Annotated in this window: 16 protein-coding genes; 12 read left to right on the top strand and 4 right to left on the bottom strand. The window is 38.6% G+C overall.

Features of this window, described 5'->3' with window-relative positions; translation table 11 throughout:
• Positions 1-43 precede the first annotated feature (43 nt).
• The gene (locus tag FHS59_RS14730; protein ID WP_184496186.1) at positions 44-493 is read left to right on the top strand and encodes a nuclear transport factor 2 family protein; all 450 of its coding nucleotides are present in this window, start codon (positions 44-46) and stop codon (positions 491-493) included.
• A gap of 1 nt (position 494) precedes the next feature.
• Here the strand turns inward: FHS59_RS14730 and FHS59_RS14725 are convergent, their stop codons facing one another.
• Positions 495-1,859 (bottom strand): amidohydrolase family protein, encoded by a 1,365-nt coding sequence (locus FHS59_RS14725; protein ID WP_184496185.1) that lies wholly within the window; start codon positions 1,857-1,859, stop codon positions 495-497.
• Positions 1,860-2,118: 259 nt separating this feature from the next.
• Here FHS59_RS14725 and FHS59_RS14720 point away from each other — a divergent pair, with 259 nt between their 5' ends.
• From FHS59_RS14720 to FHS59_RS14680, 9 genes are all read left to right on the top strand, one after another.
• Complete coding sequence (locus tag FHS59_RS14720) at positions 2,119-2,733, top strand: hypothetical protein (protein ID WP_184496184.1); 615 nt, start codon at positions 2,119-2,121, stop codon at positions 2,731-2,733.
• A complete protein-coding gene (locus FHS59_RS14715; RefSeq protein WP_184496183.1) occupies positions 2,734-3,027 on the top strand; it encodes a winged helix-turn-helix domain-containing protein in 294 nt (97 codons plus the stop codon).
• A gap of 52 nt (positions 3,028-3,079) precedes the next feature.
• Complete coding sequence (locus FHS59_RS14710) at positions 3,080-3,406, top strand: hypothetical protein (RefSeq protein WP_184496182.1); 327 nt, start codon at positions 3,080-3,082, stop codon at positions 3,404-3,406.
• Between the two features lie 55 nt (positions 3,407-3,461).
• Positions 3,462-4,793, top strand: a complete 1,332-nt coding sequence (creD, locus tag FHS59_RS14705; RefSeq protein WP_184496181.1) for a cell envelope integrity protein CreD — start codon at positions 3,462-3,464, stop codon at positions 4,791-4,793.
• A gap of 25 nt (positions 4,794-4,818) precedes the next feature.
• A complete protein-coding gene (locus FHS59_RS14700) occupies positions 4,819-5,562 on the top strand; it encodes a DoxX family protein (RefSeq protein WP_184496180.1) in 744 nt (247 codons plus the stop codon).
• A gap of 28 nt (positions 5,563-5,590) precedes the next feature.
• Positions 5,591-6,835, top strand: a complete 1,245-nt coding sequence (locus tag FHS59_RS14695) for a hypothetical protein (RefSeq protein WP_184496179.1) — start codon at positions 5,591-5,593, stop codon at positions 6,833-6,835.
• 109 nt (positions 6,836-6,944) lie between these two features.
• The gene (locus tag FHS59_RS14690; protein ID WP_184496178.1) at positions 6,945-8,216 is read left to right on the top strand and encodes a cation:proton antiporter; all 1,272 of its coding nucleotides are present in this window, start codon (positions 6,945-6,947) and stop codon (positions 8,214-8,216) included.
• A gap of 33 nt (positions 8,217-8,249) precedes the next feature.
• Positions 8,250-9,836, top strand: coding sequence for a serine hydrolase domain-containing protein (locus FHS59_RS14685; RefSeq protein WP_184496177.1), 1,587 nt, complete (start codon positions 8,250-8,252; stop codon positions 9,834-9,836).
• Positions 9,837-10,520, top strand: a complete 684-nt coding sequence (locus tag FHS59_RS14680; protein WP_184496176.1) for a hypothetical protein — start codon at positions 9,837-9,839, stop codon at positions 10,518-10,520.
• A 23-nt stretch (positions 10,521-10,543) separates the two neighbouring features.
• Here the strand turns inward: FHS59_RS14680 and FHS59_RS14675 are convergent, their stop codons facing one another.
• Positions 10,544-11,203, bottom strand: coding sequence for an FAD-binding oxidoreductase (locus FHS59_RS14675; RefSeq protein WP_184496175.1), 660 nt, complete (start codon positions 11,201-11,203; stop codon positions 10,544-10,546).
• A 156-nt stretch (positions 11,204-11,359) separates the two neighbouring features.
• Between FHS59_RS14675 and FHS59_RS14670 the strand changes: the two genes are divergently transcribed.
• Entirely contained in the window at positions 11,360-12,271 is a 912-nt protein-coding gene (locus tag FHS59_RS14670) for a sugar phosphate isomerase/epimerase family protein (RefSeq protein ID WP_184496174.1), read from the top strand.
• A gap of 73 nt (positions 12,272-12,344) precedes the next feature.
• Here the strand turns inward: FHS59_RS14670 and FHS59_RS14665 are convergent, their stop codons facing one another.
• A complete protein-coding gene (locus tag FHS59_RS14665; protein WP_184496173.1) occupies positions 12,345-13,841 on the bottom strand; it encodes a hypothetical protein in 1,497 nt (498 codons plus the stop codon).
• A 239-nt stretch (positions 13,842-14,080) separates the two neighbouring features.
• A complete protein-coding gene (gene fahA / locus FHS59_RS14660; RefSeq protein WP_184496172.1) occupies positions 14,081-15,349 on the bottom strand; it encodes a fumarylacetoacetase in 1,269 nt (422 codons plus the stop codon).
• A gap of 358 nt (positions 15,350-15,707) precedes the next feature.
• Between fahA and FHS59_RS14655 the strand changes: the two genes are divergently transcribed.
• Positions 15,708-16,559: a retropepsin-like aspartic protease gene (locus FHS59_RS14655; protein WP_184496171.1), complete on the top strand. Its 852-nt coding sequence runs from the start codon at positions 15,708-15,710 to the stop codon at positions 16,557-16,559.
• The last annotated feature ends 43 nt before the right edge of the window (positions 16,560-16,602 follow it).

The following is a 16,602-nucleotide window of genomic DNA, read 5'->3' as shown; positions in this document are numbered from 1 at the left end:
ATTTTATTAAATTCCCTTTCAATAACAATCAACCCCAGTTACCATGAAATCATTAAGTCTGTTCATTTTACTATTTGGTTTGTCTTTTTTTACTGCTTTTGCCCAGCAAAGCTGCATGACAGAAGCCAATATTAAAGCGCTGGATGCTCAATGGGAAGAAGCACTTCTCCATCCAGATCCTGATTTTTTAGAATCAATTTTAGCAGAGAATTTCATTTGGGTGCATAATCACTATTCTATGGTTGACACAAAAAAATCAACCGTGGAAAGTAGAAAAAAGCAAAAAGCTAACGGTGGCAGCAATATTAAATCTAGAACTCAAAGTGATGTGAAAGTGGCAATTACTGGCAATACTGCCATTGTAACTGGATTTACAGAGGTGGACAGACCTGTTGATCCAGCTAAGTATCACTTTATGAGAACCTATGTGGAAGTAAATGGAAAATGCCTTTTGGTTGGAAATCACACCATGGCTATTCCGAAGGAAGAATAACTTATTGGATTGGACCTTCGGGTCCTAACTTTCCTTTCGCTTCATTTTTCAGCTGCATAGAAGAGTAAATCTTTCCCCCTTTGATCACGGTATGAACAGACCGGGTTCTGTAAATGTCATTGATCGGATTTCCATTGATGATCATTAAATCAGCCCATTTTCCCGGAGTTATGCTTCCTGCTTTCTCTCCAATTCCTATCGCATCAGCATTCTGTTGGGTGGCAAAGTAAAGAACATCTCCTGCAGGGATTCCTATTTCTACCATAGCAGCCATTTCTTTATGGATGAAAAACCCTCCTATTCCTCCACCGAGGTAATTGTCCAATAAAAGAGGACGATCAGTCCCAACAGTTATCAACCCGCCTGCATCATAATAACGCTTTAAAATTCCCTGCTTCACAGGATAAATCAAGGCACAAAGCTCATTGAAACTCGATGGCTTTACAGCCTTGATCACATCAGCAGCAAAAGGAGTGAAATATTGAACTTCGTAAGCAAAATCAAAAAACACCGGAGAATCGACCATACCGATAGCCCCATAGGTAGCCAATGTCGCATCGAAATAGACCCCATTTTCAATAAATAACTGAATAATTTCCTCCAACCTTGGGTCCGCCGGATCGATTTGTTTGAGACTTTGATAAGCATCGATGGAATCAGCTAATAAGCGTCCTCCCAGAAAATGCTCTACCCGGTCGATCCCCATTTCTATGGCTTCTTGAGGATTGACAGAATTTCTATAGCCAGAGTTGAGATGGCCTGTAACAGTCAAATCATGCTTATGTGCCTGACCGATCAAGACTTCTAGATGCTCCGGAGTAATTCCTTTTGCTTTAATACCATAAGCTCCCCTTCCTGCCCAATAATCCACACGTTTGCGAATATCCTGTTCTGTAAATTCAGGATTCCAATCTGGCGCTGCAGTACCAAAATAAGGTCCTGAATGCAGGATTCTTGGCCCAGGGATTCTTCCTGAATCGATTGATTTTTGTAAAGCCCACATTTTCTCAGGCTCGATTTCACCGGCTGGAAAAGTACTTGTGATGCCATTGGCTAAGAAGATTTTCGGCATAGCCAAAGTATCATCATAGGCAACTCCATCATAACTCACACGATAATGCGCATGCAAGTCGATCAAACCGGGTAAGATGTAATCCTCATCGGTCAAACTCTTCACTTCCCAATTCATCACATTCTCACTTCCTGTACCAATTAGCCCATTGACTAAATATAAACCAGTGTTCTTTTTGAAAGTTTTTGTCGAGGTATCATAAACCCATCCTCCTGTAATTATAGTATTTTGACAATATGCAGACTGACTTAAAAATAGGAAAAGTAAAAAGGTAAAAAGAGGTTTTGAGCTCATGAACTTCGGATGAAATATTTAATCAATTTTATTCCAATTTAGCTAATTCTGAATGACTTAAAATGGAATTGAAATAGAAAAAACCAGATTTTATTCTGGTTTTTCAAATTCAGATTTTCTTATTCATATGGGTAATATCATACCCAAAATACAATAATTCGTTTTCAGCAGTTTGAATAAAAAAAATCTGAAATTTTTTCTGTAATAGAAAAAATATCAGAAATTTCATTTTACTTTGCAATTCAAAGTACTTTTAATTATGCGAAAACCTGAACAAGAATTAGCTGAGATCAAGGCCATGATGGAGCGAAGCACTCGCTTCCTTTCACTTAGTGGGCTTTCTGGAATATTAGCCGGAACCTATGCATTGATTGCTGCAGGACTGGCTTATGCCTGGGTTTACTTTCCTGAAATGCCATATGGAAGCAATATCAGTGCAAATAGACAGGAAAATATATTGGAAAAATTACTCTTGGCAGGTGCCATTGTTCTACTTCTTTCCATCGGTACAGCATGGTTTATGAGTCAAAGTAAAAGCAAGAAAAAAGCTCACAAATTCTGGACGCCTGCCAGTAAGCGATTTATTCAAGCGCTATTTATACCAGTCGTGGTTGGCGGAATATTTTGCCTGGCATTACTATCACGCGGTCATTTTGGGATCGTTGCTCCAGCTACTTTGATATTTTATGGACTTGGTTTGCTGAATGCATCTACCTACACCCTGAATGAGATCAAATACTTGGGCTATTGCCAGCTTGTTCTAGGGGTAATTTCAGCTTTCTTTCCTGGATATGGCTTGATTCTTTGGTCAATAGGTTTTGGAGTGCTGCATATCATCTATGGGTCCATGATGTATTATAAATACGACAGATAAGTGAAGGGGAATTACGATAAAGCTTTTGAAAATGTGGTTCGGCTACGGGTCATGTCCATCCTGATGGTCAATGAAGACTTTGATTTCAATTCTTTCAAGGAGATCCTTGAAGTAACTGATGGGAATCTTGCGTCTCATTTGAAAAACCTAGAGAAAGCTGAATATATCTCAGTGAATAAAAGCTTTGTGGGCAGAAAAACCATGACCACTTATAAAGCCACTTCCCAAGGGAAAAAAGCTTTTGAGGATCACCTTGAATTCCTTGAAAATTTGATCAAAGAAAATAAAATATAAAAAAATTTACCCATTCACTTTGAACTACAAAGTGCTTTCAAATAATAAAGTAATGAACACAAAGGTTGAATTTCTTAAAGGCTTCCAGTTAAAATCTGCCTTGGCGGCAGGAATCATCGGAGCAAGCATTCCATTTTCCTGGCTCATGTTTCTCATCCTAGTCAAAAGCGAAATATTCGAATCCTGGATGTGGGTTCCTTTGACCTTTATCCCTTTAGGAGGAGTATTCGGAGGATTGTTTTTCTACTTGATGGGATTCGTTTGGTTTCCTACTGGTCGTCAAAAACTGGCCGCAATCATCGTCAGCACGCTGCTCTACTTTGTGGCAATCTGGCTAAGTGCAGTTTTTTCATTCAGCCTGGTTGGACTTTGGGATTAAAATAACACCACTCCACAACTAACTATAATTCACCACATACTTTATCTCACTAATCATGGAAAAAGAAACAAACCTTTCAATCCTGGAAAAATTTCAGGATTGGATTTCCCGGTCTACCAGTTTAAAACTCTTAGTTATTGGTTTCATTGCTCTGCTACTATTAATTCCCCAAGCGTTGATCACCGACCTAATTGACGAAAGGCAAACCCGTCTACAGGAAACGGAGAATGAAGTAACAAACAAATGGTCTCGAGCACAAACTGTCATTGGACCCTACCTGGCATTACCCTACCATGCCTACCGGGAAGTCTTGAGCAATGGTGAAAGCAAGGTAGTTAAGGAACTAAAAACTGCCTATTTCTTACCTGATCTTTTAGATATAAAAGGAGACCTTCAGGCTGAATCTCTTCATCGAGGTATTTTCAATGTGGTCGTTTATCGAGGCGATTTAGATTTAAAGGCTGACTTTAGCTCGATTGCACTTGAAAAACTTGACATAACTGCTGAGCAAGTACTTTGGGATCAAGCTACTTTTCTAATTTCCGTCAGTGATCTTAGAGGAATTGGTGAAAATCCAGACCTGAAGCTTAATAACGTCTCATTAGTTTCGGAGCCATTTACAGATACTCAGAGTAACCTCAGGGGACTGCAATTTCCCGCTTCATTAGATCCTGTTTCAAAAGACTTTACCATTTCAGGAAAAATAAAACTCAAAGGAAGTAAAGAATTTCATATCGTCCCTTTAGGCAAAACTACCTCACTGAAACTTAGTGGCAATTGGCCCAACCCAAGTTTTCAAGGAGACTTTTTACCTGAGGATAGGGTTTTGAACGACGAGGGTTTTGAGAGTACTTGGAAGGTACTTCATTTCAATAGACCATTTGGTCAGGAGTTCATTAACACCCTCCCAAATTTTCTTGAAAGTTCCTTTGGGCTAAGCCTGAAAATGCCTGTTGACCAATACCAACAAAGCATACGCACATCCAAGTACGCCATCTTGATAATCGTTTTGAGTTTCCTGGCTTTATTCCTTATGGAAACCTTTACCAAAAGAAGGATTCACCCTCTTCAATACACATTGGTTGGATTTGCGCTTGTCCTTTATTACACGCTACTGATTGCACTTTCTGAGCAATTCGGCTTTTCCTTAGCCTACCTTATTTCAAGTTTCGCTACTGTAGGCCTGCTAGCCTTTTACTCAAAAAGCCTATTCTACCAATTTAAAACCACCGCGATTTTCACGGGAATTCTATCGGCATTTTACCTCTTCATTTTTGTCATAATAAAGCAGCAAGACTACGCCTTATTAATTGGAAGTATCGGGCTTTTCGTGGCTCTGGCGCTGACTATGTTCATTTCGAGGAAAATCGATTGGTATAAAAAATAGGCTTAGAGATTCAAATAGAAAACAAATGACAGCATCTAGCCTTTCAACTAAATTAGAAAACTACTATTTCAGCATCAAACAAAACCGATGGTATTGGTTACTACAACTTGGATGTAGAATTCTGCTTGCCTACGCCTTTATCGTAGCAGGAATGGTTAAAATTATGGATGAAAGATTTGCCAGTGGATTATCAGAAATCCATCCAATGGGAGCCTATTTGACTGCCCTGTACCACACTGGATATTATTATACTTTCATCGGGTACGCACAAGTATTGGCGGCTATTTTATTGCTTTTCCCAAGAACAGTTTTGATGGGAGCATTACTCTATTTGCCTATCATTGTTAATATCTGGATTTTATCCTTTGCGGTACGATTTGTAGGATCATATATCACATCGCCTCTGATGGTTCTGGCAAACCTTTACATCCTTGCCTGGCACTATGACAAACTCAGGTACATTTTACCATTTAATCGTCATTCAGAAGAGGTAAGCCTTCCAAAGGCTAAAAAATACAGCTTAAAATTCCCTTATCTATTTGCTACCGGAGTTTTATCGACCATGGTCTTTTTCGTGGTATACTCCCGATTTGGCCATGAAGTGATGCCTCAAAATTCATTGGAATCCTGCCAAAAACAGTTTATCGGCACTGAAAATGAAGCAGCAGGATTTGAATTCTGTGAATGCATTCATACCCAAGGAGGTTCCTTAGACTACTGTCTAGAAGATTTTGAAAATTCAAAACCTCAATCCCAACCTTCGATTTAACATGACTTTATCTATAAATCCCAATTCAATGAAAGAAGAAATTTTATCTCATCTAGACGATCCAGCCACACTGGAAAAGCTCTACCGCTCCAATAAGTCTATTTTCAAAGAATCACTTCTGGAAGTCAGCAAGGAAGTTGAAGGCAATCCAGCAATCGAATTCTGGAAAGCCAGACTGAGCTATGATAGCAACTCAATTTCATGGGGTGTGAAAAATGAATTGATTTATGTCGTAATCGGCTGCTTCATAGCAGGACTAATTGCAAAGCTTCCTGACATTTTCTCTATTTCCAAAGATTTTTATTTCCCCAGAAATATTGGATTTATAGTCTTCCCGGTACTCATCGCTTACTTTGCTTGGATAAATAAACTCTCAAGACAAGTCGTCGGGTTCTTTGCGGGATTTATCAGCATTTGTATTATTTACATCAATTCACTTCCCAATAATCTCGAGAGCGATACCCTGATTTTAGCTTGCATCCACTTACCCTTACTTCTTTGGGTGGTTTTGGGTGTTTCATTCGCAGGAGAAAAATATAAAAACATAAATCCAAGGTTGGAATTTCTTCGCTTCAACGGGGAGGCTGCCGTGATCTGTGCTGTCATTGGAATTGCCGGAGCTTTGTTAACTGCGATTACCTTTGGACTTTTTGAATTAATCGGGATCAACATGGAGCCGATTTTTGAGAAGTACATAATCGTTTTTGGCCTTCCTTCTGTTCCAATTCTAGCAGCATTTCTGACTCAAACTAATCCTCAACTTGTCAATAAAGTAACTCCAATCATTGCCAAGCTTTTCAGTCCGGCGGTTTTGATCATGTTGACAGCCTATTTAATCGCCATTTTTTATACCGGAAAAGACCCTTACAATGACCGTGAATTCCTTCTTATTTTCAACATCCTACTCATCGGAGTGATGGCGCTGATTTTCTTTTCCATTGCTGAGCATTCTGTCAAGGGTAAAATCTCTTTAGATATATGGGTTCTAATGCTCCTTTCCCTGGTGACCATTATTGTCAATGGAATTGCACTTTCGGCTATTTTATTCAGGATTTCAGAATGGGGAATTACTCCGAATCGAATGGCTGTTCTTGGCAGTAACATCCTCATGCTCGTACATCTTTTGATGATTGCATTTAAAATTTTCAAGACTATTAAAGGAAAAACTCAAGATCTGGAAGTAGGAAAATCTATCGCATCCTTCATCCCGATATATGCTATCTGGACAATCATTGTTGTATTTCTATTCCCTCTTGTTTTCAATTTTCAATAATATCCCAAAACATGCAGGCATCAATTAAAGCTATTGATGCCTGCATTTATTGATGCATTCCATAAAATCGTTGTATTTTGGCGTAAGCCATCAAAACCAACTTTAGTCAATGGATATTTTTAGCATCATAACCATTCTCATCGTCCTTTCTGCAGTTTTTGCATTTATCAACACCAAATTCCTCAAGCTGCCTTTTACTATTGGTTTGATGATCATAGCGATCGCATTTACGGTTGGAATCACGCTTTTAGGAAAAATCAATCACTTTTTCATAGACGAGGCGGAATTGCTGATTCAGTCTATTGATTTTGAAACAGCCCTGCTGGATGTGATGCTGAGTTTTTTACTATTTGCCGGCGCACTTCATACTAAACTAGATGCATTAAAAACTCTGAAAGCTCCTATTGCCACTTTTGCCACGATTGGCGTCGTTTTGTCCACCTTTTTGGTGGGAACCTTGATGTATTTTGCCTTTTTGATATTTGGTCATGAGATCAATTACATCTATTGTCTTTTATTCGGTGCCCTGATCTCTCCGACAGATCCAATTGCTGTATTGGGGATTTTGAAAGAGGCAAATGCCCCAAAAAAACTCGAAGTGAAAATCGTCGGTGAATCACTCTTCAATGACGGAGTGGGTGTGGTGGTTTTTCTAGTGATTTTCAAAATTGCCCAGCAAGGATTGGACGCGGTCAATCCCGGGGAAGTTGGACTACTATTTCTGGAAGAAGTCGCAGGCGGGATAGCACTTGGATTACTTGCTGGTTGGTTGACTTTTAGGCTGATGAAAGTGATAGATCATTATGAAACAGAAGTGATCATCACCCTTGCTTTGGTTATGGGACTATCGATTTTGGCACATAAAATCCATGTTTCCGGTCCTTTGGCAGTGGTGGTAGCAGGGATTTTCATTGGGAATAAATCCCCTAAAATCGCTTGGTCAGACACCACTCAAAACTATGTCGATAAATTCTGGGAATTGATTGACGTTCTTCTAAATGCAGTTTTATTTGTTTTGATCGGACTGGAACTCTTAATTATTTCTGCAAAAGAAGAGTATTTGATGGTTGGGATTATTGCCATTCCTATCGCTTTACTTGCTCGCTATATCTCCTTGGCAGGACCTATTGCCATTTTTGAGAAAAAATTGGATTTCATCCCCAAAACAAATTTGCTGATGACTTGGGGCGGAATCCGAGGGGGAATTTCTATTGCTTTGGCACTTTCACTTGAGCCTCAAATGGAACGTGAACTCTTCTTGACAGTCACCTATGTGATCGTTGTATTTTCAATTATTGCACAAGGGCTGACGATAGGACCGTTGGTGAAAAGAGTATTATCAAATTACCCAACCACAGATTCTTCTTCGAAATCGCATTAATATCCTGCAACTTTTTATCAAACTCATAAAGTCATGAAAAATCAAATTGCCAGTTTTATTTTGACCTGCTTTTTAGTTTCTGCTTGTTCAGCACCAACGGAAGAAAAATCGAATACAGAGCCTTCAAACAGCCATTCTTATTCTTCCGATTATAAAAAACCTGCATTTGCCAATGACCAACGAGCTGAAAAAATCAAAGGTATTGAGGCAGAATTAAAAGTCTTAATGGAAGAATATGGGAAAGAAAATCATATTCCAGGCATTGCTTATGGAATAGTGGTAGATGACAACTTAGTCCTATCAGATGCAGTGGGATTTATGAACTTGGAAAATCAAGTTCCTGCAACAACCAATACTGATTTTAGAATTGCCTCTATGACCAAAAGCTTCACTGCGATGGCAATTATGAAATTGAGGGATGAAGGTAAGCTGGCTTTAAATGATCCAGTTTCGGATTATATACCTGAGATGGCAAACATCACTTACATGACCAAAGACGCTCCGGTTATTGACATAGAAAATCTACTGACGATGACAGCAGGTTTTCCAGAGGACAATCCTTGGGGTGACCGACAGCTGGATGAGACGAACCAGATGTTATTGGATATGATTTCGGAAGGAATCACATTTTCCAATGTCCCTTCTTTTCAATACGAATACAGCAACACCGGTTTTGCGATGCTAGGTTATATTGTTTCTCAAGTATCTGGAAAGCCCTACCAAGAATATATTAAGGAAGAATTCCTTAAACCTCTCGGAATGAACCAAACCTATTGGGAGGTTGATGATGTACCTGCCGAGCAGTTGGCAATTGGATACAGATGGGAAGATGAAGAATGGAAGCTGGAGCCTATGCTTCACGATGGTTCCTTTGGAGCAATGGGCGGTTTGATCACGACGATTGAGGATTTCAGCAATTATGTGAGTTTTCACCTATCTGCCTGGCCTCCTAGAAATGAAGATGAAGTTGGCCCGCTAAAGAGAAGTTCGCTGAGAGAAATGCAGACCCCACAATTCCCAAGACTAAATAACAACGCTAAAAATTACCGGGATGAACCTTGTCCCATTGTTTCAGGATATGGTTTTGGCTTGGGGATTTATCAAAATTGTGAGGGTCAAAAATGGGTTTCCCACGGAGGAGCACTTCCTGGATTTGGTAGCAATTATGTGTTTTACCCAGAGTATGGAATCGGGATTATGGCCTTCTGCAACTTGACTTATACTACACCTTGGCCACTTCAAAAAATCCAACAATTACTTTTTGATAAACTGGAACTTCAGCCTAGAACTCTGCATGTTTCAAACATTCTGGCATCTCGAAAAAAACAGGTACAAGAATCTTTTCTAAAGGGTGAAAATGCTCTAGAAGAGGATATTTTCTCTGAAAATTTCTTCTTGGATCAAAGCAAAGAGCATCGAATCAAAGAAATCAATGATGCATTAAATGAAATTGGAACCGTTCAATCTGTTTCAGAAATAACTCCTCAAAATCAATTGAGAGGCACTTTTAGGATTCACGGAGAGCTAAAGGACATCATTATTTACTTTACCCTAAGTCCGATGAAAGATGCTAAGATTCAACAATTGCTATTTGCAGTGGTAGAAAAAGAAAATCAATAAATGAAGTCATCAAATCCAAAATTGGAAGGATTAACTCAGTTAATTCATGAAAGTATATTAGGTGATTCAGACTTGAAGTACATTCCTTTATTCGAGGCTTTTAATGAAAAACACCCATCAAATGAGCAAGTAAGAATTTCCTGTCAAAGTCAAATTGGCTTTATATATTTTCACCACCAAATGCACAGGGAAGCCCTTAACCATTTCCTCCCACTAATCGACGAAAGTGAGAAGATAGAGGATTTCCAATTTTCTAATTTGTTATTACAAACACTTCAAAGCCTTGCCCAAGAGGATCGTTTGGCTGAGGCTAAAATCTTATTTGAGAGATTCATCAATGATCGATGCAATAGTAATTTTTACCATCTTGAAGCTATGCTGGTCTGGTTCACTTTATTCTTAAAACCGACCGAAGAAGAGCTTCAGCCATACAAGTCCAAAGTCATACAGCTTATGGATGAACTTGGATATTTATCCCAAAAACCAACATTGAAAGAGCAAATTTTAGATATCAAAGAGGTGCATCTTAAAGCGAATAAAGAATTCTCCGAAATACAAATTGCCTATAAAAAGGATCAAAAATCAAAAACCATCCAACGCCTGATCAATTTTATTGATTCTGATCCTCCTGAATTTTACATTAAACTTGCAGAGGATTTTAAACTGCAAATAGAAAAACTTTAACAGTATATAACCTGCTTGTTTTACTACTCAAAAGTTATGGCATCTGGTTTCGCTCCCAGTTTTTCTAGTGTTTTGCTAATAGCTTTCACCATTGGATCCGGACCACATACATAGAAATGTTGCGAAAAATCGGAAACATGCTTCTTCAAAAACTCCTCATCGACCCTGCCACTTTCATGACCCGAAGCTTCTTCTTCATCTAAGATGGAAACGAAATTTTCAGCCAGATTATCTCTAAAATAGCTTTCCAAGATCACATCCTTTTGAGTTTTGTTTGCGAAAATCAAGCTATTCCCATCGAGTTTCCCTTTGCTTTTTAGGGATTTGATGATCGCAATAAAAGGTGTGATTCCCGCACCCCCAGCAATGAAGACACCAGTTCCTTTGTAATGAATTGCTCCCCAAGAATCATCGATAAGCAATTCATCTCCCGGTTTCAAATGATCCAACTGATTGGTAACACCATCTTGGTCATGATAGGATTTAATGACAAATTCCAAATGTTCATCTTCAGGTAAAGAAGTAAAAGTAAATGGCCTTTTCTCTTCTTTCCATTCTGATTTATTGATCGCAACTTCCGTAGCCTGCCCTGGAGTAAATTCAAACCCCGACGGCTTTTCTACTTTGTATTGCTTCACATCGTGTGTCAGTTTCTTTATTTCTAGAATTTTAACTGTATTCATCGTAGTATTAAGTTGTATGTATTTATTAAAACGATTCAACAGCGATTTGTTTATTTATCTTGAAATTTCTAGGCAAAATAAGTTTCCACTTATTAATATGAGGCTCTGCATATTCTGATGATTTGGCTATCTTGTAGCCTTTAAAAAACAACCCTTATGAAAAAATATTTCAATTTAACCTTATCACTGGTAATGATGGCTGCAATTGCATTTACAGCATGTAGCTCCAAAACCAGTTCTGAAGAAAGTACAGAAACCATGGAAGCTGTAGTTGCCGAACCTGCAAGCTTTGGTGGGTTGGCGCTTTACACCGTTCGGGATTCTATGGCAAGCAATCCAAAAGCTACTCTTCAAGCTGTTGCTGACGCTGGATACGCCTATGTAGAAGCCGCAAATTATGAGGATGGGAAATTCTATGGAATGACTCCTTCAGAGTTTAAGGCTTATTTAGAGTCATTGGGAATGACCGCAAAAAGTGCCCACATGGGCATGGTAACCATGGAAAATGCAGACCAATTGATCGCTGATGTAAAAGCTGCCGGTATTGAATATTTTGTAATTCCTGTTCCGCCAATGGGCATGTTTACTTTTGGTAAAGATGGCATGGGAATGAAAGGTACTGCAGATGAGTTGGTAGCAATCATGGATACATTGGGTGAAAAATGTAAGAATGCTGGACTTCAGCTTCTTTATCACAACCATGATTTTGAATTCAAGCCGATGGCTGATGGCACTATCATTGAAGAAATCCTTCTTGAGAAATGCAATCCTGAGTTTGTGAACTTTCAAATGGACTTATTTTGGGTAACAAAAGCTGAGGTTGATCCTTTGACTTACTTCGAGAAATACCCAGGAAGATTCAAGGCTTGGCACGTGAAAGACATGAATGCTGAGGGAAATTTTGCTCCTGTAAATACTGGAAGCATCGATTTCAAGAGAATTCTTGACGAAAAAGAAAAGTCTGGTATGGAGTTTTACTTGGTAGAGCAAGATCAAACTTTCGGTCTTGATCCAATGGAAGCGATCAAAATCAGCCACGATGGACTCGGAGAGATCGGTTTTAAATAAATCTCGATTTAAAAAATTAAAAAATACCACCTCAGAACATCTGAGGTGGTATTTGCTTTTAATAGCTAGTTGATTAAACCAATAGCGTCAAATTTCGGTGAGTTGAATTTTTCCCGATGTAAGAATATCCATTCGTAGTCCTTGCAGTTGCCACCACAATAAAACTATAAGCACAGGATTGAGGAGGCCTCCAATTTCCAGAAACAGGAATCAGTTTATTCGTAAAACCTGCCCAATTACCCATACTTGGGCTATAGGATTCTGAATATATCGAAGTAGATAAACCTGCTCCGTAGGTTGCATAAAAACTGACACCTCTCAGATTACCTTCCGGATCATTGGCGGTTATTCTAAATGTCAACCCATCTGGCGCGGCTCCAATTGTCTCAATCGCACAAGCTGAAACTTCGTTTGCTCCATGCTTCACGCTTTCAATATTGGTAGCAGGCAGATGATTGTCAATATAAATTTTCAGCTCCTGTTCTGCCGCAATACTGGTATAGCCCGAGCCCACATAAAAAGTCACTTTGATCTTATACAAACCCGGCAGCAAAGCAGTGGTAGGAAACTGAATCAGCAAATCATCAATTGAATAATCAATTCCGGGGTTTGCCAATTGATAATATCCATACGAAGATGGTGCAAAGGACTCTAGTGCATACGTGCTCCCGGTCCATCGATAATTGGACCAATTACTGATCAGCTTAGTGTAGGATCCTCCCGGAGCAGCAATTTCTACTTTATATTTTTTGTTATTAGCTGCCCAAAGTTGTTGAAGTTTCGTACGATTACCGATTAGGTTTAAGGTCCCTCCAAAAGCGGCATTTTGCACGTGAACATAATATCCCGGATCTGTAGTTGCTCTTCCTGAAGCTAAAATTTTTGTTGTTGGAATCAAGCCGATACTTCCTACAAGTGGTCCTAAGTCAGTGCTAGGAATACTTGGCTTTCTAGATAAAATCAGCTGTCTGAGTTTTGTAAAATCTTTGTAGAAATTTCCAGGGAAGTCAGATGTAAATGCTGGATTGCTTGATCTAACTCTAAATCCAAAATAAGTGTAAGGAGTGCTCAGTGGCCATGAAAGCGCCACATTAATTTCTTTTAGATCAATCTTGAATTTCCAGATTCTATGGCTTGTATCCGAGTTGGGACTTGGCCCAAACTCCTGAACTACTTCAGATTTTGGAGGAACAGTTATCCCAGTCCATTTGCCGGGACCAAGGTATTTCTGAATCCCCAGTTTATTGGGATAATTCGGATAATTCCCGTAGTTGACATCTACATTACTGGTAATCGCTCTATCACGGTTGTAATCAAAACTCAACCAAAAATAGTCATTGGTTCCATTGTCATTTCCGGTATCATAAACGACATCTAAAGCTAAGTAAAGAAAATTAGCATCGTTTTTAGCCATTACGAATCCTCTGGAAAATTTCAGAGTGCCAGCATCCTCCCAGCCACCTGAGTTGATCGGGGCAGCAGGGTCAATTGGGGTAATTGCCCATTCACTTTTCAGCGGAAAAGCAAAAAGCAATGGAGTAGTAATCGAAAGATTTCTAAGTTTTGCCATGGTAAAATGGGTTTAAAAATGAATGCATTTGTAAATAAGTAGCATCCGGATAAAAAATGAGGCGAATGCCAAAATCCCTTGCGGGAACCGAGATTCAATAGGTTATCTAAATATACAAAATACTGAATAACAACTACTTACAAAGTAAAAATATTTAACCCAAAAAGATGAAAATATAAAACAAAAAGGCTTCTAATTGTATTAATAGAAGCCTTTGTAGTGATATATAAAGTCGTTTCTTATTTCGCTGGTAGCAGCTGGGATCTTACTTCCCCAAATCCTACACGGATCCCATCCTTTTCTGCAAAGCCCTTCATGATCACGGTATCGTTATCCTCAAGGAAAGTTCTTTCCACTTCAGGTTCCAATTTGATAGGGTTTTTACCATTCCATGAAAGCTCAAGCATGGAACCAAAAGAATCAGGAGTTTCTCCTGAAATGGTACCTGATGCCATTAAATCTCCCACATTAATATTACATCCATTGACTGTGTGATGTGCTAATTGTTGAGCGACATTCCAATACATATTCTTAAAATTGGATTGGCAAACTTTTGATGACTTCTTGCCATCAGGTTGAATATAAACTTCCAAATTGATATCAAAACTATGAGCTTTTTCACAGCTTAAATAAGGAAGAACCTGCGGCTCCTGAACCGGACCTTCCACTCTGAAATATTCTAGGGCTTCTAAAGTCACCACCCATGGAGACATGGATGATGCAAAGCTTTTCCCTAAAAACGGTCCCAAAGGCACATATTCCCAAGCTTGAATATCTCTTGCTGACCAATCATTAAACAAGGTGAAACCGAAAATATAATCTTCTGCATCTGCAGTACTGATCGAATCTCCCAGTTTGGTCGGCTTACCAGTGATAAATGCCAGCTCCAATTCAAAATCCATCTTTTTGGATGGACCGAAACCAGGAGTTTCCATGTCAGGGGTTTTGAACTGGCCTTTTGGTCGGTACACAGGCACGCCAGAAGGAATGATACTCGATGCTCTTCCATGGTATCCAACTGGAAGGTGTTTCCAATTTGGCAACAAGGCATTTTCAGGATCACGAAACATTTTTCCAACATTGGTAGCATGCTCCATCGAACTGTAGAAATCTGTATAGTCACCGATTTTCACCGGTAAAAGCATCTCAGCTTCTTTCCGATTGACCATTACTTTTCCTCTTACAGAGTGGTCTCTTAGCTTTTCATTGTCTGCCAAAAGCAAATCCTGAACTCTTTCGCGGATCTTTTTCGTCTGAACTTTACCCAGAGAAATCAATTCATTCAACGAATCATTCAGAAAAATCCCTTCTGGCAGGAATAAGTCAGAAAAGAATCCTTCCTGATCCAAAATGCTCAAATCAACTATTTTATCTCCAATCGCAATACCGGTTCTTGGACTCAATCTTTTGTTTTTGAACACCCCGAAAGGCAGATTGTAAATAGTGAAATCAGAATTCTTGGGAACTTCCACCCAGGTACTCAAGGTGTTAAATGTACTTTCGCTCATGTGTAAAAATCTTTCAAGAGACAAATTTAGGGTTAAATGATGAAATCAAAAGCCATTAATTTCCGAAATCAATTTTTGAAAAGATCCAAAGTCAGTATACCTCTGAATACCTTTCCTTTAGGCGTTTTATGTTTAAAATTAGTTCAGGTGAAATTATATTTATCTCCAACCAAATACCTTAAAAATCCTTTAGCTATCATTTCATAATCTTATGAAACGAACTCTAAAAGTATAAGACTCCTTTTTTAATGCTTCAAATTGAGATACATTAAGTTAGCCTTTACTTTAACCGCTATTTCAAATGAAGAAGCTCCTGATAATTTCGATTTTAATCTTAAGCATTCATCCAATTTTTGGGATGCAAATTATAGATAAGACCCCAATTCAGATTGTAGAGAATTTGATATTTATAGAAGTTAAAATAAATGACAACTCACAATCGTGGAATTTCATGTTTGATTCGGGCGCTGGAGTTACAGCAATTGACCAAAGGCTAGAAGATAAAATAGACCTTTCTTATTCTGGCGAAACAAAAATTGGAACTGCAGGAAAGCCACTAGTTTCAAAAACTTCAAAAAACAACCACTTATCAATTGGAGAAGATTCCGAACTAAATGACGTCACATTCTATTTGATGGATTTATCTCATTTAAGTGAGTACCTTAAAACAAATGTTGATGGTATTTTGGGATTGGACCTGCTCAATCAACTAGTGGTAGAAACAAACATTGATGCTATGGAAATGCGTTTTTTCTCCCCTGCCAATTATGAGTATTCTGGTAACTCAAGACCTCTAAAAATAATTAATCTGGAATCGGGACATTTTGGTTTACCTGTGAGTGTTACTCCAAAAAAATCAAAAGAAAGTCTATCCATGATTTTAAAAATTGATACTGGTGCTGCCAATCACATAACATTACACAACCAAGTGACTACTAAATATGACTTATTAGACCCTCAAAAAAAATACAAAAGTAGAAAAGGGTTCAGTATAGATTCAACCATTACCAACAATCTAAGAGGCAAAATTCGTTCTGCTGAACTTGGAACAAAAGAATGGAGAAATATTCCAGTTGTTTTTGAAGTCGATCCTTTAAATGAAATTTCAGAAAGAATAGGAGATGGGCTTATAGGACAAGCTTTATTGCTCGATTTCAATATGACTTACCATTTAGATCAAGAAGTGGTTTACTTAGAAAAAAGGGAATAAGCCTATTCTTTTGAAAACTCCTTTCCAGCATGTTTAATGAAAC

It is taken from the genome of Algoriphagus iocasae, assembly GCF_014206875.1.
Classification (GTDB): domain Bacteria; phylum Bacteroidota; class Bacteroidia; order Cytophagales; family Cyclobacteriaceae; genus Algoriphagus; species Algoriphagus iocasae.
Note: the sequence above shows the minus strand (reverse complement) of the source record. Positions and strands in the feature narration are given on the sequence as shown.